Source organism: Streptomyces sp. NPDC059989 (genome assembly GCF_042736975.1).
Classification (GTDB): Bacteria; Actinomycetota; Actinomycetes; order Streptomycetales; family Streptomycetaceae; genus Streptomyces.
In genome coordinates this window covers 229,297-250,235 of record NZ_JBHWUO010000002.1, presented here as the reverse complement: position 1 = coordinate 250,235, position 20,939 = coordinate 229,297, and the positions used below count along the sequence as shown (strand labels likewise).

General features: G+C 74.2%; 18 protein-coding genes. 9 read left to right on the top strand and 9 right to left on the bottom strand.

Features of this window, described 5'->3' with window-relative positions; all coding sequences use genetic code 11:
* Nucleotides 1-62: 62 nt before the first annotated feature.
* Nucleotides 63-1,937 (top strand): serine/threonine-protein kinase, encoded by a 1,875-nt coding sequence (locus ACFWBN_RS02960; RefSeq protein ID WP_385169549.1) that lies wholly within the window; start codon nucleotides 63-65, stop codon nucleotides 1,935-1,937.
* A 10-nt stretch (nucleotides 1,938-1,947) separates the two neighbouring features.
* Nucleotides 1,948-2,715, top strand: coding sequence for a GntR family transcriptional regulator (locus tag ACFWBN_RS02955; RefSeq protein WP_385169547.1), 768 nt, complete (start codon nucleotides 1,948-1,950; stop codon nucleotides 2,713-2,715).
* Between the two features lie 60 nt (nucleotides 2,716-2,775).
* Here the strand turns inward: ACFWBN_RS02955 and ACFWBN_RS02950 are convergent, their stop codons facing one another.
* Together ACFWBN_RS02950 and ACFWBN_RS02945 are read right to left on the bottom strand one after the other, a co-directional pair.
* A complete protein-coding gene (locus ACFWBN_RS02950) occupies nucleotides 2,776-3,339 on the bottom strand; it encodes a phosphonate degradation HD-domain oxygenase (RefSeq protein ID WP_385169545.1) in 564 nt (187 codons plus the stop codon).
* Nucleotides 3,336-4,448, bottom strand: a complete 1,113-nt coding sequence (locus tag ACFWBN_RS02945; protein ID WP_385169542.1) for a TauD/TfdA family dioxygenase — start codon at nucleotides 4,446-4,448, stop codon at nucleotides 3,336-3,338. The genes ACFWBN_RS02950 and ACFWBN_RS02945 overlap by 4 nt, the downstream gene beginning before the upstream one ends.
* Before the next feature lie 169 nt (nucleotides 4,449-4,617).
* Here ACFWBN_RS02945 and ACFWBN_RS02940 point away from each other — a divergent pair, with 169 nt between their 5' ends.
* Entirely contained in the window at nucleotides 4,618-5,697 is a 1,080-nt protein-coding gene (locus ACFWBN_RS02940; protein ID WP_385169540.1) for a DUF2330 domain-containing protein, read from the top strand.
* A gap of 90 nt (nucleotides 5,698-5,787) precedes the next feature.
* Entirely contained in the window at nucleotides 5,788-6,261 is a 474-nt protein-coding gene (locus tag ACFWBN_RS02935; protein WP_385169538.1) for a carboxymuconolactone decarboxylase family protein, read from the top strand.
* A 24-nt stretch (nucleotides 6,262-6,285) separates the two neighbouring features.
* On the opposite strand, the gene ACFWBN_RS02930 is transcribed toward ACFWBN_RS02935, so the two are convergent.
* From ACFWBN_RS02930 to ACFWBN_RS02920, 3 genes are all read right to left on the bottom strand, one after another.
* The gene (locus ACFWBN_RS02930; RefSeq protein ID WP_385169536.1) at nucleotides 6,286-7,755 is read right to left on the bottom strand and encodes a carboxylesterase/lipase family protein; all 1,470 of its coding nucleotides are present in this window, start codon (nucleotides 7,753-7,755) and stop codon (nucleotides 6,286-6,288) included.
* A 205-nt stretch (nucleotides 7,756-7,960) separates the two neighbouring features.
* Nucleotides 7,961-8,866 (bottom strand): 5'/3'-nucleotidase SurE, encoded by a 906-nt coding sequence (gene surE, locus ACFWBN_RS02925; RefSeq protein WP_385169533.1) that lies wholly within the window; start codon nucleotides 8,864-8,866, stop codon nucleotides 7,961-7,963.
* Between the two features lie 76 nt (nucleotides 8,867-8,942).
* A complete protein-coding gene (locus tag ACFWBN_RS02920) occupies nucleotides 8,943-10,187 on the bottom strand; it encodes an MFS transporter (RefSeq protein ID WP_385169529.1) in 1,245 nt (414 codons plus the stop codon).
* A 642-nt stretch (nucleotides 10,188-10,829) separates the two neighbouring features.
* Between ACFWBN_RS02920 and ACFWBN_RS02915 the strand changes: the two genes are divergently transcribed.
* From ACFWBN_RS02915 to ACFWBN_RS02905, 3 genes are all read left to right on the top strand, one after another.
* Entirely contained in the window at nucleotides 10,830-11,507 is a 678-nt protein-coding gene (locus ACFWBN_RS02915; RefSeq protein ID WP_385169526.1) for a phosphatase PAP2 family protein, read from the top strand.
* A gap of 100 nt (nucleotides 11,508-11,607) precedes the next feature.
* Nucleotides 11,608-13,206: a carboxylesterase/lipase family protein gene (locus tag ACFWBN_RS02910; protein WP_385169524.1), complete on the top strand. Its 1,599-nt coding sequence runs from the start codon at nucleotides 11,608-11,610 to the stop codon at nucleotides 13,204-13,206.
* Nucleotides 13,207-13,302: 96 nt separating this feature from the next.
* Nucleotides 13,303-14,310 carry a LacI family DNA-binding transcriptional regulator gene (locus tag ACFWBN_RS02905; protein WP_385169521.1) on the top strand — a complete coding sequence of 336 codons (1,008 nt, stop codon included), beginning with the start codon at nucleotides 13,303-13,305 and terminating at the stop codon, nucleotides 14,308-14,310.
* Nucleotides 14,311-14,361: 51 nt separating this feature from the next.
* Here the strand turns inward: ACFWBN_RS02905 and ACFWBN_RS02900 are convergent, their stop codons facing one another.
* Nucleotides 14,362-15,129: a phosphatase PAP2 family protein gene (locus ACFWBN_RS02900; RefSeq protein WP_385169519.1), complete on the bottom strand. Its 768-nt coding sequence runs from the start codon at nucleotides 15,127-15,129 to the stop codon at nucleotides 14,362-14,364.
* Nucleotides 15,130-15,222: 93 nt separating this feature from the next.
* The gene (locus tag ACFWBN_RS02895; protein WP_385169515.1) at nucleotides 15,223-16,179 is read right to left on the bottom strand and encodes an alpha/beta hydrolase fold domain-containing protein; all 957 of its coding nucleotides are present in this window, start codon (nucleotides 16,177-16,179) and stop codon (nucleotides 15,223-15,225) included.
* A 242-nt stretch (nucleotides 16,180-16,421) separates the two neighbouring features.
* Here ACFWBN_RS02895 and ACFWBN_RS02890 point away from each other — a divergent pair, with 242 nt between their 5' ends.
* Together ACFWBN_RS02890 and ACFWBN_RS02885 are read left to right on the top strand one after the other, a co-directional pair.
* Entirely contained in the window at nucleotides 16,422-16,934 is a 513-nt protein-coding gene (locus tag ACFWBN_RS02890) for an ATP-binding protein (protein WP_385169512.1), read from the top strand.
* A gap of 70 nt (nucleotides 16,935-17,004) precedes the next feature.
* On the top strand, nucleotides 17,005-18,615 hold the full coding sequence (locus ACFWBN_RS02885; RefSeq protein WP_385169510.1) for an AMP-binding protein: 1,611 nt from the start codon (nucleotides 17,005-17,007) through the stop codon (nucleotides 18,613-18,615).
* A gap of 344 nt (nucleotides 18,616-18,959) precedes the next feature.
* On the opposite strand, the gene ACFWBN_RS02880 is transcribed toward ACFWBN_RS02885, so the two are convergent.
* The gene (locus tag ACFWBN_RS02880) at nucleotides 18,960-20,021 is read right to left on the bottom strand and encodes an alcohol dehydrogenase catalytic domain-containing protein (protein WP_385169507.1); all 1,062 of its coding nucleotides are present in this window, start codon (nucleotides 20,019-20,021) and stop codon (nucleotides 18,960-18,962) included.
* 40 nt (nucleotides 20,022-20,061) lie between these two features.
* A complete protein-coding gene (locus ACFWBN_RS02875; RefSeq protein WP_385169505.1) occupies nucleotides 20,062-20,919 on the bottom strand; it encodes a DMT family transporter in 858 nt (285 codons plus the stop codon).
* Nucleotides 20,920-20,939 lie beyond the last annotated feature (20 nt).

Genomic DNA, 20,939 nt, shown 5'->3' with positions numbered 1-20,939 from the left:
GGCCCCGCCGGTTGGGTAGGGTGCCGGTCGTCGGGAGAGATCAGCGTGGGAGACATGAGTTGATGAGTGGTCAGCAGCCGGGCCGGGACGGTAATCCGCAGGTCTTCCAACCGCTTGCGGCGGACGATCCGACCACCATCGCCGGGTACCGGCTGGCGGCCAAGCTCGGCGCCGGCGGCATGGGCAAGGTGTACCTCTCGTACACGCCGGGCGGCCGGCCCGTGGCCATCAAGGTGATCCGCCCCGAGTTCGGTGAAGACGCCGAGTTCCGCCGCCGGTTCGCCCAGGAGGTGCAGTCCGCCCAGCGGGTGCAGGGGCTGTTCACCGCCCCCGTCATCGACGCCGACACCGACGGGGCCCAGCCCTGGCTGGCCACCGCCTACGTGCCGGGGCCCTCGCTCGCCGACGCCGTCGTCGCCCACGGGGCGCTGCCGGTCGAGGCGGTGCTGCTGCTGATCGCCGGCATGGCGGAGGCCCTGCACGTCATCCACGGCGCGGGCATCGTGCACCGCGACCTCAAGCCGTCCAACGTGCTGCTCGCCGCGGACGGGCCCCGCGTCATCGACTTCGGCATCGCCTACGCCGCCGACGCGACCTCGCTCACCGGCAGCGGAGTGACCATCGGCACGCCCTCGTTCATGGCCCCCGAGCAGGCCGCGGGGCGCAAGGTCACCCCGGCCACCGACATCTTCGCGCTCGGCCAGGTCGCGGCGTACGCGGCTACGGGCACCCCGGCCTTCGGCGAGGGCACCTCGCACGGGGTGCTCTACCGGATCGTGCACGAGGAGCCCGACCTCACCGGGGTCCCGGAGCGGCTGACCGAGCTGGTGACCCGCTGCCTCGCCAAGGACCCCGAAGCCAGGCCGACCATCGCCGAGATCATCCGGCTGTGCCAGACCGCGAACGCGGAGACGGTGCTGCGCCGCCCCGAGGACTGGCTGCCGGGCTCGGTCGCCGCCGACATCACGGTGCGCGCGGCCGCCCCGGCCCCGGTCCAGGCCCCGCCGCCCCCGGCGACCGCCCCGGCCGTGGCGTACTCGCCGACCGCGCCGGTGGCCCCGGCGACCCCGCCGCCGGGCTTCGGGCCGCCGCCGCAGCAGCAGCCCCCCGTACAGCAGCCGGCGCAGCAGCCAGTACAGCATCCCACGCAGCAGCCCATGCAGCCCGTACAGCAGCCGCCCAGGCCGTACCCCGCGCCGCCGGCCCACGCCCACGCCTACGCGCCGACCCAGTACCCGACGCACCAGCAGCCGCACCCGCAGCAGCCGTACCCCGGAGCGCCCGTGCCCCCGAAGAGCGGGAGCAAGCGCGGGGTGCTCATCGCCCTCGCGGCCGTGCTGGTCTTCGCCGTCGCGGGCAGCGCCACCGCGTACGTCCTGCAGAAGGACGACGGGCAGAAGGCGAAGGACACCGCCGGCTCTGCGCAGGGCACGGACAAGGGCAAGGGCAGTGACCCGTCGCCGGGCGGCGGGACCGGGACGGGCGGCGGGACCGGGACGGGCGGCTCCTCGAAGCCCAGCCCCAAGGCCGACCCCAAGCCGGCCGACTTCAAGGCGATCAACCTCACCGCCGGCTACCACCTGACCCTCGGGGACGACGACGTCCGGCCCCAGCCGGGCGAGGACGGCGGGTACGAACTCTCCTACGACACCGGCGGATACCTCGACTCGGAGGTCTCCGAGGGCAACATGGTGCTGCTCGATCCCGGCCAGGAGGGCTCCCTCGCCGTCTGCCGCGCCGAGACCCGATTCGCCAAGAACATCTACATCCACAAGATCGCGAAGGGCCGCCAGATCTGCGTCATCACGGGCACCGGTCACATGGGCCTGGTGACCGTGCAGGGGTTCTCGCCCGAGGACTCGCCCAGCAAGTACATGACGCTGGACGTGACGGTCTGGCGCAACGCCGCCGCCACCGGCTCCGGTTCGCGCGGCTGAGCCCGGGACCGTGCACCAGGCACCGGAGCCGGCCTCCCGCCGGACACCGCTCTACCGGACCGTCGCCGCGAACCTGCGGACCGCGATCACGGCGGGGGAGTACGGTTCCGGCGCCCGGCTCCCCGCCGAGGACGAACTCGCCCGCCGCTACGGCGTCTCCCGGGGTACGGTCCGCCAGGCCCTGGCCGCGCTGCGCAGCGACGGGCTGATCACCTCGCGCCGCGGCACCCGCCGGGTCGTGCTGGCCGGACCCGGCGGCGAGGGCGGCACCACCGAACTGCGCAGCTTCACGCGCTGGGCGCGCTCGCTGGGCGAGGCGCCGGGCGGCCGGACCGTCTCCGTGGACCGGGGGGAGGCGGACGCCGAGGAGGCGGAGCAACTGCGCCTCGAACCCGGCGCGACCGTCCACCGCGTGCTGAGGCTGCGCACCCTCTCGGGCGCGCCGGTCATGGTGGAGCGCACGACGTACCCCGGGGCGGTGGGCGCGCTGGTGGCGGACATGCCGCTGGACACGGTCTCGTACTCCGAACAACTCGCCCTGCACGGAGTGCTGTTCAGCGATGCCCACCACACCATCGACATCATCCCGGCGGACGCGGACGACGCGCGGCTGCTGGGCTGCCGGGCCGGGGAGGCGCTGCTGCGGGAGCGGCGGCGCTCCACCGACCCGGCCGGGGTCCCGGTGGAGTGGTCGCAGGACCGCTACCTCCCGGGGACGGTGGCCTTCACCGTGCACACCACGGCGGCCGGCGCACTGGGCCGACGGCTCAGGCCCTGACCGCAGATCCTGACCGCAGGCCCTGACCTCAGATCCTGCCATCGGGGCCTGGCCGGCGGCTCAGGCGCCGGCCAGCACCCCCTCCAGCAGCGGGCGGAAGTGCTCGAAGTCCGGAGTGGCCATCTCCGGGTCCTTCGCCTGCTCGTCCCAGCGCCGTACGGCCACGGCGTCGGCCGCGCCGGGCAGTGCCTCGAAGGCGCGGGCCTGCTCCTCGGTCATCGGTCCGCCCTGGACGCGCAGCGTGTGTACGGAGGCCTCGGAGAGCAGGTCGAAGTAGCCGGGCTCGGCCGTGCACAGGTACCGCTTGGCGGCGACGTGCAGCCGCACCGGCTCGGTCACCTCCGGTCCGAACCACCGGGCGAGCCAGTCCGCTCCGGTGTGGCTGTGCCGGTTGTCCACACCGCCCTCCATCAGGTCGCGGCCCGTCACGGCGCCGTGGAAGTGGCCGATGTCGTGCAGCAGGGCGGCCGCGACCAGGTGCGCGGGGGCGCCGTCGGCCTCGGCCAGCGCGCCGGCCTGGAGCATGTGCCCGGCCTGGGTGACCGCCTCGCCGAAGTACTCGGCGCTGCCCTCGCCCGCGAAGAGCGCGGCGAGCGTGTCGACGGGGCTGGGGTCGAGGGTCATGAGCGGTTTCCTTCGCGGCGCAGGACGGCAAGGGTGGACAGGAGTCCGTCGAGGTCGGCGTACGCCCCCTGGAGGTGGCGGGCGCCCGACTCGGCGAAGGCCGTACGGGCGTGCAGCAGGCGGGTGTTGTCGAAGACGAGGCAGTCGCCGGGCGTGAGCCGGAAGTCGAGCTGCAGCGCGGGGCGCAGCAGCAGCTCCGCGAAGCGCCGGTAGGCGGCGTAGAACTCCTCGACGACCGGGGCGGGTTGGTGCAGGGTGCCGATGGAGCGGTTGTTGAACCGGATCTCCCGGACGCGTCCGAGCCCGTCCACGTCGATCAGCGGCCGGTGGGCGCGCAGCTCGGTGCGGGCGTCGGCGAAGGCGAACTCGACGGGTACGCGGGTCAGTACGGCGAAGGCGTCCGGGTCCTGCGCGCGCAGCAGCGCCGCGGCGTGGAAGCCGTCGACGAGGCCCGAGTCCCCGCCCCGCGCCTCGTTGTTCAGGCAGTGCAGCAGCTGGAGCGTGGGCACCGGGTCCCGGTACGGGTTGTCCGTGTGCGGGGTGATCCGGGCGCGGGTGAAGGCGAGGTTGTTGGGGTCGGCCTCGACCCGCACCTCGAAGAGTTCGCCGTAGTTCGTCTCGCGCACGAAGCCGAAGGTCCGCGCCACGTCCAGCACCATCCGGTCGCGGGGCGGGACGCCGCGCAGGAGGGCGAAGCCGAGCCGCGACACGCTCTCCAGGGTCCCTTCGCGCACCCGGCGGTCGCCGATGTAGGCGTCCCAGGAGGCCTCGGGCAGCCGCCCGCGCAGATCGGCCGCGGTCCACAGCTCCTTGTCCGCCTCGGTCCGGCCGTCGCCCGGGTGGGGCGGGCCGCCCGCGCCGGGTGCGTGGGCGGCGAGCCAGTCGGCGGGGTAGACGGAGCGGTGCCCGTCGGGCTCCCACACCACCTCGCGGCCGGGCCGGCCGTCGGCGGTGGGCATGTCCTCCCGGACCTCGCCCACGGCGAGCCCTTCGGGCAGGTCGGTGATCTGGAACAGCTTCTGGCCGTTGCGGGGATCGCGGCAGTCGGCGCAGGGACAGTTGTCGCGCAGCCAGAGCGCGGGCGGACGGCTGGTCTCCGTCGCGGTCATCGGGGCTCCCGTGGTCTTCGAAGGGGGCGGGGCGGGTGGTGAAAGTTGTATATACAACTCTGCCGACGGGCATGCTGGCAGGCGCGGGTGGCGGGGAGGTGGCGGCCGGATGTCCGGGAACCGTCGGCGGAACCGGATCACCCGGACGGTCGTCTGAGACCGCGTGGTGATGAAACGAAGAATCCTGGTCCTGCTGTTCGCCCTGCTCACGACCCAGTTGGGCTCGCTCGTCAACCCCGCGTGGGCCTGCGGATGCGGGGCGATGATCCCCGAGGGCTACGCGCGGATCGGGGTCGAGAAGGAGACCTCCGTCGTGCGCTGGGACGGCCGTACCGAACAGATCGTGATGCGGTTCGTCGTCCGCGGGGACGCGCCTCGGGCCGCCTGGATCATGCCGGTGCCCGGGCGGGCCGCGGTGGAGCTCGCCGACGGGGCCGTGTTCGACGAACTCTCCCGGCTGACCGCGCCGCAGAAGAGCACCCGCCACTACTTCTGGCCGCGCGAGGGCGACTGGCCCTTCGCCGCCCGCGACGGGGGCCGCATGGCCGGAGCCGCGCCCGGCGCCGGTGCGCCCCCGGTCGAGGTGGTGGGCCGGGAGCAGCTCGGCGACTTCGACGTCGCGCGCCTGACCGCGACCGACCCGGACGCGCTGCGGAACTGGCTGGAGGGCAACGGCTTCAAGCTGCCGGACGGCCTCGCCGCCGAACTGAAGCCCTACGTCGACCAGAAGTGGGAGTACGTCGCCGTCCGGCTCGCCCCGCGACAGCAGGGCAAGAAGCTCCAGGGCACCCTGGACCCGCTGAAGATCCGCTTCGACAGCGACCGGCTGGTCTACCCGATGCGGCTCTCCCGGACGGCCAAGACCCCGCAGTCCCTCGGCCTGTACGTGCTCGCGGACCACCGCATGGAACCCGGCTCCGCGATCGGCGGCTCCGCCCCGAAGGTGACCTTCGCCGGCAAGGTCGCCCCGGGTCACGGCCCGCTCGCCGAACTCGTGGGCGGTGCACCGGTGTTCCTTACAGCGATCGACCAGGAGTTCCCGCAGCCGGCCCGCATCGACGGGGACCACGAACTGCGCGCCGCCGCCAAGGACACCCCGTACCACCGGACGACCTACCGCTACGAGCTCCTCACGGTGGGCGACGGCATCCCGGTCTGGCTCCTGACGGTGTCCGCCGCCCTCGTCGCGCTGGCGGCCACGGCCTTCGCGGTGCTCCGCCGCCGAAGCCGCCGCACCGCCTCCGCCTAGGGTGACGCAGGTCACATTCCAGCCCTGTCACATCCCGCCGGGCTGCCGTGTCTCAGAGGTGTCAACACGGACAACGGCAAGGAGTGCACCATGGACGCCCGCCTCAACCTCTTCGGCAACCCGGTCGCGGCCCGATTCCTCGGACCCATCGTCGCGGCCGGCAAGCCGATCGCCGGCTCGACGCTGCCGGCCGCGACGCAGGAACTGGTGAAGATCCGCGCCAGCCAGATCAACGGCTGCGGCTTCTGCACCGACATGCACACCAAGGAAGCCGCGCACGCCGGGGAGACCCCGACCCGCCTCCACCTCGTCGCGGCCTGGCGCGAGGCCACCGTGTTCAGCGATGCGGAGCGCGCTGCCCTGGAGCTCGCCGAGCAGGGCACCCGCATCGCCGACGCGGCCGGCGGCGTCACGGACGAGGCCTGGGAGAACGCCGCCAAGCACTACGACGAGGACCAGCTCACCGCCCTCGTGTCCCTCATCGCCCTCATCAACGCCTTCAACCGCCTGAACGTCATGGTCAAGCAGCCCGCCGGCGACTACCAGCCCGGCCAGTTCGGGTGACGGGAAGCGCTCGGCCGACAGCCCCTAAACGGTCCGGGACCGCCAGAACGCGCACTGATGCTCCTCCCCGAAGGACGTACTCGGCCGCGTGGCCAGAGGGTTGAGGGTGAGCACGGTGCCGGTGCCGGCGCCGGTCCGGGGCCACCCGGGCTGGTCCGGCACGGCCGGGGCGCCGAAGCGGGCGAAGGCGCCCCAGTAGCGCTTCATCCGCGTGGCCAGCGCGACCTGGACCGGGGTCAGCGGCCGCTCGCCCATGGTGAAGTCGTGGAGATAGGCCAGCTCCGCGCTGTGCGCGTTCGACTCGTCCAGGCCCGGCACCTGCGCACCCGCCAGCGTGGGCGAATCCGGATCGTCGAACTCGTAGGCGTACGTCGGCACTTGGGCGGCGAAGAGCTGCGCCGTCCACGCCGTGTGGCAGGCGAAGGACGAGTCGGTCATGACGGCCGACAGCGCCAGGTACGGCGAACCGTGCGCGGCGACCGGATAGCGGGCCAGCACCTCCGCGCCCGCGGCCCCGTACTGCGCCAGGACCTGAGCGGAGTACTGCTCCGCCGTCAGGTGCGGCCGGCTCAGGGCCACGAAGAATCGCGCCTCGGAGCGGGTGCTCCCGATCAGCACCGGCACCTTGTTCCACGCCCCGCTCCCGATGGCCCGCGCGGGATCCACCGGCAGCAGCCCGTCACCGGACGCCGGACCCGAGGTGGGCAGCGTACGGGCGGCCTCGACCAGAGCCGGCCCCGGAGCGCCGCGCAGACATGCGGCGACGCCGGCCGGTTCCGCGCACCCCGCCCGCGCGGCGAAAGCCCGCGCCTCGGCCTCGGCCCGCGCGGGATCGGGCGTACGCAGCAGCGTGCAGGGGCCGCTCTGCAGCACGGCCCGGTGGAACAGGCCCGCGGCGGACGGCGCGGCCAGCAGCGCGCAGACGGAACCGCTGCCCGCGGACTGGCCGGAGATCGTGACGCTGCCCGGATCGCCGCCGAACGCGCCGATGTTCTCCCGCGTCCAGCGCAGGGCCGCGACCTGGTCCATCAGGCCGAAAGAGCCTGAGCGCAGGTCGTTCTCCCCGGCCAGCTCGGGCAGGCCCAGATAACCGAGCTGCCCCAGGCGGTAGTTGATGCTGACCACGACCGTCTGGGTGAGATCGGCCATGGTGCGCCCGCCGAACTGCGTGCCCGTCCCCTGGCTGTACGCACCCCCGTGCATCCAGACGATCACGGGAAGCCGGGATCCGGGACGGGCCGTCCGCGGCCGGTACACGTCCAGGTACAGGCAGTCCTCGCTGACGGCCTGCGGATCACGCAGCCCGAACGGCGAGAACTGCAGGCACGCGGGGGCCTGCCGGACGGCGTCCCGCACCCCGTTCCACCGCGGCGGCGGCTGCGGAGCCCGCAGCCGCGCGGCCCCGACCGGGGGAGCGGCGTAGGGGACGCCGAGGAACTCCTGCGCCCCGTCGTGTGCCTGGCCGCGCAGGACGCCCTGCGCGAGGGCCGCCACCGGGCGCGGTGCCGAGCCCGCTGCCGTCGCCGGCGGCGCCGGGACGACGAGCAGGGCCGCCAGCGCAAGAGCCGTACCGATCAGGGGTCTTGCCGACGCCGCCCGCGCGCCGGCCCACTACTCCCGCCCGCCTGGTGGGGGCGGGGGGCGGGGGGGGGGGGCGGCGGGGCCCCGCCCCCGCCCCCGGCCGTCCGGATGGGTGGGTTTACGGGCGAAGCCCCGCGATCAGGCCGGTGACCCGGGCCTGGTCGGCCGGGCCGGTGTTCCAGTCGGCGTTCATCGGGCTGACGGCGATCCGGTCGGCGCTCACGGCCTCGACGTCGCCGCCCTTGGCCGCGGGCTGCAGGGCCACCTTCACGGTGACCTTCCACGTGCCGTCGCCGGAGTCGGTGAAGCCGGGCTGGAGGAAGTTCTGCGGATCCTGGAAGGTCGCGGCCACGCCGGCGGCCTTGCCCTTGCCGTCCGCGCCGACCACGGGGTGGTTGACGTTGAGGCCGACCCCCTGGGGGAGCAGGGGGCCGGACCGTGCGCGTGCCCGCAGCCGGTCGATCAGCACGACGGCGAAGTCGAGCGTGGGGTCCATCGCGTTGACGGTGGTGACCGGGTCGGGCGCGCTCAGACCGCCGGTGCTCAGCGCGATGGCCGGCACACCGGACTCCAGTGCGGCGACGGCGCCGCCGACCGTACCGGAGTGGGTGGCGAGCCCGGCGACGTTCGGACCGAAGTTGGTGCCGGAGACCACCAGGTCGGGCGCCTTGCCGGCGAAGACCTCGGCCAGACCGAAGGCGACGGAGTCACCCGGTGTGCCGTCCACGGCCCAGACCTTCGGCTCGGGGTGCTTCACCGTGATGGAGGGCGCGCTCATCATCTTCGTACCCGTGCCGCTCTGGTTGGTGAGCGGGGCGACGATCGTGACGTCGTGCCCGGCCGCGGTCAGCCGGTCGAAGGCCTTCCGGATGCCCGGCGCGTTGTAGCCGTCGTCGTTGGTGAGCAGGATCCGCAGCGGGCCGGCGGGCGCGGTCTGCGGCGTGGCGGCGGCGGGTGCCGTGCCTGCCAGGGCGGGCGTGCACAGCACCAGGGCTGCCAGCGGCAGGACTCGCTTGCGTCTCACAGAGTGCTCCTTCAGAGGTGAGGGTCGGAAGGGAAGACCGGCGGGCGCGCGACCCTCGGCACGCGCCCGCCGGAGCTCAGCGCACGCTGCGGATCGGAAGGATGGCGAGCGCGCCGATCAGCGAGAGGGCGCCGCCGACGAGGAACAGCGGGGTGTAGCCGCCCAGACCGGTCACGACGGCCGAGGCGACGAAGGGGGCGATGACCTGCGGCCCGGCGTTCGCGATGTTCAGGACGCCCATGTCGCGGGCGGCGTCTTCGGCCCGGGGGAGGACCAGGGTGACGAGCGCGGTGTCGACGGCCATGAAGCAGCCGAAGGCCAGGCCGTTGAGCGCGCTGAAGACGAGCATGCCGGTCCAGGTCGGGCTGACCACGGGGACCACCATGACGAGCCCGGCGAGGGCGGCCGATACGCCGACGAACACCTTGCGGCGGTCCCACCGGTCGGACAACAGGCCGCCCAGCAGGGTGGACACGGCCATCGCGACCATGGACACCGGGGTGAGCACGGCCATCGCGGCGGGCGGGGTCAGTCCGGCCGGCAGGGCGATGTGGTCGTCGAGGATGTAGAGCTGGTAGCCGACGACGGAGAAGTAGCCGAGGACCATCAGGGCCCGGCCGATGAAGGCCCACCGGAAGTCATGGTGCGACAACGCCGAGAGAAAGGCGGCGAGTTGCCCGCCCTTGGGCCGCTCGGACGGGACCGGGGCGCGGGGGACATCACGGCAGAAGGCGGTGAGCAGCACCGCGGCCAGGGCGATGACGGCCCCGAAGACCAGATACCCGGTCCTCAGATGTTCCGAGGTCTGGGAGGCGATGAGCACGCCGGCCGTACCGCCGATGGGCAGGCCGAGCCCGACCAGGGCGGACGCGGTGCCACGGCGGGCGGCGGGAATGCGGTCGGGCACGATGGCGGTGACGGCCGCCTGGTAGATGTTCATCGTCGCCTGCACCAGGCACCAGCCGATGCCGACGAGGAGCGCGGTGCCGACGCTGCCGAGCAGGGCCAGTCCGGCGAGCGACCCGAAGGCGCCGCCGAGGATCCAGGGGTTGCGGCGCCCACTGCGGTCGGAGAGGGCACCGGCGACCGGGTTGAAGGCGGTCGCGAAGACCGCGCTGATCCCGCCGATCAGGCCGAGGACGGCGACTTTGCGGACGGGCTCGATCTCGGCGATCTGGAGCGGCAGCAGGACGGAGCCGACGCCCATGTAGACCGCCATCATGGCGGAGTTCGCGAAGAGCAGCAGGGGCAGCAGCCCCCGCCGACGGGGAGGTTCGGGAACCGCGGGGACCGGCGGACCGGCGGTTTCGGGCAGGGCCATGACGACTCCTCGGGGACCGAGCGGGAGGGAGGCGGCGGTGTAGCCGGCAGATGGCGGAAAGGCGGTTGTTACACGTGTCACCTTCGGCGCTGGACACTGTGTAGCACCCATTCCCGGGCCCCGCTAGAGCCTGAGCGCGCACGTTGCGCAGATCGTGACCCGCCGTGCGATGACGTGTAACCACAACTCCAGGCCACTGAACTGGGCGGATGTGTCGTAAAACCGTCTTGCCCTTGTGGCGACCGTCACGCCTCCGCCATACTCCGTGCCGCAGCGCGACCACCCCCCGCGCCGCCCTATCCCCGGTCCCCCTCGCGACCCCAGGCCCTGGCCTCTCACCCGGCTCCACGCCAGGTCGTCCTGTCATGCGCAAGGCCGGGCAACCGAAGCGGAACGCAGCCGGGGCCGGGTGTGTGCCGGGGCGCCCCCGCAGGGCGCCGAACGCAATAAGGCTGTCACTCTCCGACCCCTGGCCACGTTCGGCGCCCGAGGAGGTGCCCCGGCGCGCGCCCGGCCCCGGCGGCCTACACCCGGCACTGCACCCAGCGCCGGCGCCCCGCACCCGCTCCCGCTCCCCGCACCCGCTCCCCACACCCCCCTCCCCAGGCCCCGCCCAGGGAAGCCCACCTCGAAAGGCCCGCCATGCCGACTCACCGGCATCCCCTCCCGGCCGCCCCGCCCCGCCACGCCCTCGCCTCCGGGATCGCCCTCCTCCTCGTATCGCTGCTCGTGGCACTGTGGCTCCGCGTCTCCCCGCGCCCCGCCTTCCAGGCCCTCGACGACCAGTGGGCCGCCTCCGTGAACGCCTCCTCCGCCGATGGAGGCGGCGGCTGGGCCATCGTCCTGGACCGCCTCGGCGGCCCGTTCGGGCTGGTGCTGCCGCTCGCGCTCGTCGGCTGCCTCTGCGTCTACGGCCGCTGGCGCTCCGCCCTCTTCGTCTTCACCGCCGCCGTAGGCGCCAACGTCCTGGTGGTCCTGCCCCTGAAGCAGTTCGCCGACCGGCCGCGTCCGCCGCACCCGTGGGTCCTGGTCAACGACGGCTCGTACCCCTCCGGCCAGGTGTTCAGCGCGGTGATCCTCGTGGTCGCGGTCGCCGTGGTCGTGTTCCGGCCGCGTGCGCGCCGCTGGTGGTGGGCGGTCGGTGCCGTGTACGTCCTCGCCATGATGGGCAGCCGGACCTGGCTGCACGCCCAATGGCTCAGCGACACCTTCGCCGGCGTCCTGCTCGGCGTCGGCACCGGCCTGGTGCTGTGGCGTGCCTTCGAGCCGCTCCTCCGTACGGAAGCCGAGCGCATGGCCTCCAACAGCCTGTGGCTGTAATGCCCGGGCCATCACATGTCGCACAATTGACGATCGCGAAAAGCGCGCAATATCATCACGTCGGCGCGCACCCCTCCGCGCACCGAGGAAGGATCGACTCATGGCCCACTCCCCAGCCGAGGACCCCACGCTGGTCGACCTGCCCGCAGGGCGGCTCCGCGGCACGCTCGAAGGCGGCCTCGCCGTCTTCCGGGCCGTGCCCTACGCCGCACCGCCCGTCGGCGACCTCCGCTGGCGGCCCGCGCAGCCGCACCCCGGCTGGGGAGGGGTGCGGGACGCCACCGCCGACGGCCCCAGCGCCCCGCAGATGTACCAGGAGGGCGGCGACCCCGTGCTCGGCGGGCACGGGTCGCCCCCCTTCGACGAGGACTGCCTGACCCTCAATGTCTGGGCCCCCGCCACAACCCCCGCCACAACCCCCGCCGCCGACGGCGCCCGCCGACCGGTGCTCCTCTGGATCCACGGCGGCGGCTTCGTCTCCGGCTCCGGATCGCTCCCCGGCTACTCGGGCGAGACCTTCGCCCGCGACGGCGACCTCGTCGTCGTCAGCATCAACTACCGGATCGGGCCGCTTGGTTACCTCTACCTCGGCCCGCAGGACGGCGAATCCGGCCCGGGCGACGCCAACCACTGGCTCACCGACCAGCTCGCCGCCCTCCGTTGGGTGCGCGAGAACATCGCCGCGTTCGGCGGCGACCCCGACCGCATCACCGTCGCCGGACAGTCGGGCGGCGCGGTGTCCACCGCCGCGCTCGCCGGGCACCCGGAGGCCCGGGGCCTGATCCGGCGCGTGATCCTGCAGAGCCCGCCCTTCGGCCTGGACCTCCCCACCCCGGACGCCTATCTGGAGCGCACCGCCGCCTACCTGGAACTGGCCGGCGCCAAGAACGCCGAGGAGCTGCGGGCCCTGCCCTGGCCCGCGCTGATCGGAGCGGGCGGCGGGCTCTTCGCGCAGACGATGCGCTGGGGGTACTGGCCCACGCCCTTCCTGCCCGTGATCGACGGAAACACCCTGCTCCGCCATCCCGCGCAGGCCCTGCTGCACGGACCGGCGGCCGACATCGACGTCATGATCGGCTGGACGCGCGAAGAGGCCAACTTCGGCTTCGCCCTCGACGAGGGGTACGCCGCCGCCACCCGCGACCGGGTGACGAGCCGCATCGCGGAGACCTTCGGGGCCGAGGCCGCGCCCGGAGTGTACGCGGCGTACGAGTCAGTCCGCCCCGGCGCCCGGCCGGCCGACGTGCTCATGGATCTGATCAGCGACGAGCTGTTCCGCGTTCCCTCCGTGCGACTGGCCGAGGAACGGGCCGAGTTGGGCAGGCCCGTCTGGGCCTACCAGTTCGACCTGCCCACGCCCGCCTACGAAGGCCGGCTCGGCGCCGCGCACTGCCTCGAACTCCCCTTCGTCTTCGACAACTTCGACCAGTGGTCGCACGCCCCCTTCCTCGCCGGGCTCGCCCCCGCCGTCCGCGACGGCCTCGCCCACGCCATGCACCGGGCCTGGATCGCCTTCGTCCGCACGGGCGACCCGAACCATCCGGGCCTGCCGGACTGGCAGCCGTACGACACGCACGCCCGCACCACGATGCGCTTCGACTCGGTCGTGACACCCCTCGGCGACCTCGCAGGAACCTCCCGGCTCCTGCACGAGTCCACCCGCCCCGACCGCCCCTCCACCCACACCCCGTCCCCCTAGCGCTCTGCCCCGGCCCCAGACCTAACTCGTGTAACCTGAAAAGAGGGCGCGCGCCGACCGGATGCGCGCCGAGCACGAGGAGCGTCGAGGGACGTCATGGCCAAAGACACGCACGTCCGCGCATCCATCACCAGCGCCGACGTGGCCCGCCTCGCGGGGGTCTCGCGCGCCACCGTCTCCTTCGTCCTGAACGACACCCAGGGCCACCGGGTCAGCGACACCACCCGTGCCCGGGTGCTCGACGCGGCCGCGCAGCTCGGCTACGTACCCCACGCCGCCGCCCGGTCCCTGCGCGCCGGCCGCAGCAACCTGGTCCTCATGCCCGCGTCGATCTCCGCCATCGGCCGGCTCGTCAGCGACTGGGTCGACGACCTGCACAGCGAGCTCGACCGCCACGGCTACACGGCCGTGCTCCACGCGGGCCGCTTCGCCGATTCCCTCGACGCCGCCCGGGCCTGGGCCGAACTGCGCCCGGCGGCCGTCGTCGCCCTCGACGGGGACCGCTTCACCGCCGAGGCGGCCCGACTGCTGGGCCGCGCCGGAGTGCGCGGCCTGCTCGCCTTCGCGGCCAACCCCGTCGAGGGCGTGTTCACCATCGGTTTCGACCACGCCCGGATCGGCGCCACCGCGGCCGAGCACCTCATCGCCCGCGGCCGGACCCGGATCGGCGTGGTCATGCCCACCGAGCGCGGCCTCGGCACGCTCGCCGAGCCGCGCCTCGCGGGCGCCGAGTCGGTCGCCGCCCGCCACATGGCCACCGTGACCCCGGTGGAGCTGTCCTACACGCGGGAGTCCGCGACCGCCCTCGCCCGCCGGTGGCGCGACCTCGGCCTGGACTCCGTCTTCGGCTACAACGACGAGTACGCGGCCCTGCTCCTGCACGCGCTCCAGGCCGAGGGCATCGCCGTCCCGGACGAGGTCGCCCTCGTCGGCTCCGACGACCTCGTCCTCTCCGCCTTCCAGCAGCCCGCGCTCACCACCGTCCGGCTGGACCTGCCGTCGGCCGCGCGGATCGCCGACGTCGTGCACGAGCTGATCGAGACCGGCACGGCACCGTCCGTACCGGCCATCGAGGCCGTGCTCGTCGAGCGCCGGACGTCCTGAGGGGCCGGGGGAAGCAGGAGCCTCCCCCGGCCCCGGCCGGACCGCGTCCCGTTACACGGCAGCGCGTTCCGGGGCGCCCGCGGCCGCCCCCCGACGGTCGTGGACACGTACGCCTTCCCGGGCCAGCGCTGCCCGGCACAGCCACCACGCCAGCAGTCCCGCGCCCGCACCGGCGGCGGCCCCGGCCGCGGTGTCGCTGAGCCAGTGCGCGTGCAGCCACGTACGGCTCCACATCATGGCCAGCGTGAAGGCGGTGCCGGCCAGCCACCACGCGCGCCGCCGGGCGGCCGGCACCAGCAGGGCTCCCACCAGGACGACGAGCAGGGCCGCGGTGGCCGCGTGTCCGGACGGGAAGGACCCGTGGTCGACGCGGACCAGGGGGTTCGCCGGGCGCGGCCGGTCCACCAGGTGCTTGAGCCCCTGGACGACGACCATGTTGCCGCCGACGTAGACGAGGAAGAGGAAAGCGGCGGAGACCCGGCGCCCGCGCACGAGCAGCAGCACCAGCAGCGCGACCGGGACGATGGCGCCGAGCGGCCCGCCGAACCAGTTCAGGGCCGCGGCGAGGACGGCGTACGGCCCCTCGTGCGGGCCCCCCATCCAGGTCAGCCAGCGGTCGTCCAGGCGCTGGAAGGGCGGATCGGTGATTTCCGAGCGGACGACGAGGGCCGACAGGGCGGCAGCTCCCAGGAGCAGGAGGCCCAGGACGAGGACCGGGACGCCGGGGCCGTGCGGGGCCTCGGCGCGGTGGCGCGGGTCCGGCGCGTGGGGCGCGTGCGGCGCGTCGGGTCTGTGGGGCGGGGTGGTGGCGTGGTTCATCGGTGCCTCTCGCGGCCGTGCGTGTGCTGAGGGGACGCGGGGGCGCGGGCCCGATGGGCGCCGCGCCCCCGCGGGGTGGAGCGAAGAGGGGGGTCAGACGCCCGCGTCGAGGTGCGCGGCCAGGAAGGCGACGCTCTCCGCGACGATCCCGGCGATGTCCGGCGAGCCCAGGAAGATGTGGTCCGCACCGTCCACCGGCCGCAGGGTGACCTCGCCCCCGCCCGTCCGCAGGGCCTCGGCGAGCACCTCGCTCTGGCTGTACGGGACCAGGCCGTCCTGGGTTCCGTGCACCAGCAGGAAGGGCGGCAGGTGCGGGCCTCCGGCGTACGTGACCGGGCTGGCGGTCCGCGCCAGCGCGGGGCGCTCGGCATCGGTGCCGCCGAGCAGGGACACGTACGGGTCGGGGAAGTCGGCACCGGTCGGCATCATCGCCGGCATCGGGTGGGCCGCCAGGGCTTCGAGGTCGGAGCAGCCGTACCAGTCGACGACGGCCCGGACCCCGGTCTCCCCGGAGCCGACACCGGCCGTGCCTTCGAGCGCCGCGCCGTCCGGGGTGCCGGAGCCGACGAGGCCCGCGAGCGCGGCCAGGTGGCCGCCGGCCGACTCGCCCCAGACGCCGATCCGGTCCGGGTCGATGCCGAGCTCGCCGGCGAACGCGCGGACGTAGCGGATCGCGGCCTTCACGTCGTGCAGCTGGGCGGGGAAGGGGGCTTCGAGGCTGTGCCGGTAGTCGATGGAGACCAGCGCGAGCCCGGCCGCCAGCACCGCCCCGTGCAGCAGCGCGGCGGGCACGGTCGGCGGCGGGTAGCGGCGGTCGCCGTCCAGCCAGCCGCCGCCGTGGATCCACACGACCGCGGGGAACGGCCCGTCGCCGGCGGGCACCTGCACGTCGAGCAGCCGGGGGCGGTAGCCGGGCGTGGTGGCGTACGTGACCCCGTCGAAGCGGCGGACGCCGTCCGGGCCGGTCACGGGAGGCACGGGGGACTGGTACGGCGGGGGCGGCCAGGTCATGTCGGAGAGGTCGAACACGGCCGGGGGCGATTGGGTCATTGCGGCCCTCCAAATCGGGCGCGGCCAGGGTGGCCGACGGGTCCAAGTGCGGGCTCTGGTTTCGTGCGCTTTGTCCGAAATCCTTGCGCGGGCCACCTGAGCGGACTTACGGTGTTACACGTGTTACCAGAACTCTAGCGACGCATTTCCGCTGACTACAAGCCCGGAGGCGGTCTGACTTCCGGGCCGGTTACACGAGCCACCCCAGTGGAGGCGTCGCCCTTTCCCTCCGGGAGCGCGTCATGCTCACCACCACCAGCGCCGCCGGCGCCACCAGCGTCATCAGTGCCGCCGCGATCCCCGCCCGCGGTGGCAGCAGGAACTTCACCCACTGGGTCTCCGATCCCGTGGCCGCGACCGTCCCCCAGGTCAGGGCCCGGGTGCGCGCCGCGCTCGAAGGGTGGCGCGTGTCCGCCGAGGAGGCGGACGTCCTCCTGCTGGCCGTGAGCGAACTCGTCGGCAATGTCGTCCGGCACGTGGGCGCCGGCCGGATGCGGGTGGGCGTGGCCTCCGGCGGTGGGTGGCTCCGGCTGGAGGTCGCCGACCAGGGGGCGGCCCTGCCCCGGCTGCCCGCACCTTCCGCGATGGTCGACCCGGATTCCGAAAGCGGCCGCGGACTGCTGCTCGTACAGCTGCTGGCCGCCGGTCTGGGCGGGCAACTCGCCCTCACTGTCGATGAGTTCGGCAAATCCGTCCGCGTCCGCATCCCGGTCTCCCGGATGCAGTCGCGAGCCGGTGCCGTCGAGGAACGTTGACGGACGCCGCGTGCCGAACGCCCTCGCTCCCGCCTCCCTCCCCGCCGCTCCCTGATCGAGGTGCCGCCGCATGGAGCTCTCCCCTTCCGCACACACCGATTCCTTCTGCCGGGACGGGCTGCCGCCTTCCGCCCTGTGGCCCGAACTGCACTTTGACCTACCGGAGTTGGCCTACCCCGACCGGCTCAACTGCGCCCGCCGGCTGCTCGACGACGCCGTCGCGCAGCACGGCCCCGACCGCCCCTGCCTGCTCACCCCGACCGAACGCTGGACCTACGGCGAGCTACAGCTCCGGGCCGACCAGGTAGCCCAGGTGCTCACGGAGGACTTCGGCCTCGTCCCCGGCAACCGCGTCCTGCTGCGCGGCCCCAACAACCCCTGGCTGGTGGCCGCCTGGTTCGGCGTCCTGAAGGCCGGCGGCGTCGCCGTCACCACCATGCCGCTGCTGCGGGCCGCCGAACTCGCCGAGCTCCACGACATCAGCCGGCCCGCGGTCGCGATTTGCGATCACCGCTACGCGGGGGAACTCCAAGCGGCCCGCCTCCCCGGGCTGACGCTCCTCACGTACGGCGGCCCGGAGCCGGCGGACCTGACCGCGCGCTGTGCCGTCAAGGAGGGCCGCTTCACCACCGTGGCCACGGCCGCCGACGACGTGGCGCTGATCGCCTTCACCTCCGGCACCACCGGCCGCCCCAAGGCCACCCTGCACTTCCACCGCGACGTGCTCGCCAACGCCGACACCTTCTCCCGGCACGTCCTGAGGCCCCGCCCGGACGACGTCTTCACCGGCACGCCGCCGCTCGCCTTCACCTTCGGGCTGGGCGGACTGGTGGTCTTTCCGCTCTCCGTCGGAGCGACGGCCCTGCTGGTCGAGCAGGCGACCCCCGAGCGGCTGGCCGACCTGGTCGTGGAGCACGGCGTGACCGTGCTCTTCACCGCGCCCACGGCCTACCGCGCGATCCTGGCGGCCGGGGCCGCCGGCCGGCTGGCCGGCCTGCGCCGCTGCGTGTCCGCCGGGGAAGCCCTGCCCGCCGCGGTGTGGCACGAGTTCCATGCCGCGACCGGGCTGCGCATCATCGACGGCATCGGCGCCACCGAGATGCTGCACGTCTTCCTCTCGGCGGCCGACGAGGAGATCCGGCCGGGCTCCACCGGCCGCCCGGTGCCCGGCTACCGCGCCGCCGTCGTCGACGAGCACGGCGCGCCCGTCCCCGACGGGCAGCCCGGCCTCCTCGCGGTCACCGGACCCACGGGCTGCCGCTACCTGGCGGACCCGCGCCAGACCGCGTACGTGAGGAACGGCTGGAACATCACCGGCGACACGTACGTCCGCGACGCGGAGGGCTACTTCTGGTACGTGGCGCGCAGCGACGACATGATCGTCTCCTCCGGCTACAACATCGCAGGCCCCGAGGTCGAGAAGGCGCTCGCCACCCACCCCTACGTCGAGGAGTGCGGTGTGGTCGGGGCCCCGGACGAGCGGCGCGGGACGATCGTCAAGGCCTATGTGGTCCTGCGCGCGGGGACGCCGGCGGGGGAGGCGACGGTGCGGGAGCTCCAGGCGCACGTCAAGCGGGCCATCGCCCCGTACAAGTACCCGCGCGCGGTCGTCTTCGTGACGGAACTCCCGCGCACGGGCTCGGGAAAGCTCCGCCGTGCCGAGCTGCGGCGCCTGGGCTAGCCCGAGCAAAGACCCGGGGCTCCGCCCCGCACCCCGCGCCTCAAACGCCGGCGGGGCTGGATTTATCGGGGCTCCGCCCCCAGACCCGCGCCTCAATCGCCGGCGGGGCTGGAGTGGTCAGCCTGCGCTCGTACGTGCCGCACGGTGGGCTGGATTGCCCGTAGGGCAATTTCAGCCCCGCCGGCGTTTGAGGCGCGGGGTCTGGGGCGGAGCCCCAGGTCTTTCAGCCCGTCCGGCGTTTGAGGACCGGGTCCGGGCAGGGCCCGGGGAACGGGGAAGGGCGGGTAGGGGACCGCTCCGCGCAGCGGCGAACCCGCGCCCCGGGGGGCCTCCGGTACCCCCGTTCAGAGCCCCGCCCCCGATCCCGGCAGGATGATCGTGACCCCACCCCCCGGCGCCGAACCCATCGCCGCGAGCGCCCCCGGCGCCCCGGCCAGCGGGATCGTCGCCGTGACCAGCAGGTCCGGCCGCAGCACCCCCGCCCGAACCAGCTCCATCATCGGCGGGTACGCGTGCGCCGCCATCCCGTGGCTCCCCAGGATCTCCAGCTCCCAGCCGATCACCCGCTCCATCGGCAGCGCCGCCCCGCCGCCCAGCGCCGCCGCCGGCAGCAGGCCCACTTGGACGTGCCGCCCGCGCCGCCGCAGCCCGCCCACCGACGCCGCGGCCGTCGCCGCCGACCCCAGGGCGTCCAGCGAGAGGTGTGCGCCCCCGCCGGTCAACTCCCGTACCGCTTCAGCCGTGTCGCCGACGGCCGCGGCGTCCACGCAGTGCGCCGCCCCGAACGTCCGCGCCAGCTCCAGCGCCGCCGGCGCGGTGTCGACGGCGACCACCCGCGCGCCCGCCGCGGCCGCGATCATCACCGCGGAGAGCCCCACCCCGCCGCAGCCGTACACGGCGACCCACTCGCCCGCCGCCACCCTGCCCCGCGCCACCACGGCCCGGAACGCCGTCGCGAACCGGCAGCCCAGCCCGGCCGCCGTCGCGTACGACAGTTCCCCGGGCACCGCCACCAGATTGACGTCGGCATGGTCGAGGGCCACGTACTCGGCGAAGGATCCCCAGTGCGTGAACCCGGGCTGCGTCTGCCGCCGGCACACCTGGTGGTCGCCCGCCGCGCATTCGGCGCAGCTGCCGCAGGCGCAGACGAACGGAGCCGTGACCCGGTCGCCGACCCGCCAGTTGGCGACACCGGCCCCCACCGCCTCGACCACACCGGCGAGTTCGTGCCCGGGGACGTGCGGCAGCACGATGTCCGGGTCGTGCCCCATCCACCCGTGCCAGTCGCTGCGGCAGAGCCCCGTCGCCTCGACGCGCACGACCACCCCGCCCGCCGGCGGACGCGGATCCGCCACCTCCCGGACCTCGGCCGGCTTTCCGTACTCCTCGAAGACCACCGCGCGCACGGTTCCGCCCTCCGCTGTCGACTGCCCGGCACGCTACCGGTCAGGGCGCGGCGCCGCCCCCGGCCCGGGCGAGCGCGAGGACGCCGGCGCAGATCAGCGCGATCCCCAGCAGTTGGGGGAGCACCCACCACCCCGTCCGCAGGTGCTCCTCGTACAGCACCACGCCCAGCGCGACGCTGACGGTCGCGTCGCCCAGGGTCAGCGCGGGCTGGGAGGCGACCAGCGGTCCGCCCTGCATGGCGTGTTCGAGCAGGAGCAGGGCGCAGATACCGGTCGCCGCGAAGGCGTACGTCTGCCACGCGCTCAGGAACGGGCCGAGACCCCCTTCGCCGAGCAGCTTGACCGAGTCCTTCATCAGGGCGGCGGTGAGCGCGTAGCAGACGGCGGTGGCGGCGCCCAGACATCCGGCCCGGGCCCGGCCCGGCGGCCGGCGCAGCCCGGCCACCGCGAGGGCCAGGGCGACGAGCGCGCACGAGGCGAGCGCCGGGGCCCACCGGTCGGGCGGTACGTGCGTCCGGTTCCCGGAGGGCGCGGCCGCCGCCAGGGCCAGGCCCAGCCCGGCCACCACCCCCGCCACGGCCAGCCACAGCGCCGCGGGCAGCCGCCGCCGCGCCGCCGCCGAGGCGATCAGCAGCGCGAGCGGCAGCTCCAGTACGAACAGCGGCTGTACGAGGACCAGCGCACCGGTGGCGAGGGCGATGGCCTGCCCCACCCCGGCCGCGATCACGGCCAGGATCCCGGCGATCCACACGGGCCGCCGCAGCAGGTCCAGGATCAGCCCGGGGCGGAAGCCGGAGCTCTGGGGCACGGTGAGCGCGGCGCGCCGCTGGAGCACGGTGGCCAGCGCGTTGCTGAACGCCGCGAACAGCGCGCAGAAGACCGGCAGGACGAGGCCCATGCCCCGATCCTCACGGATCC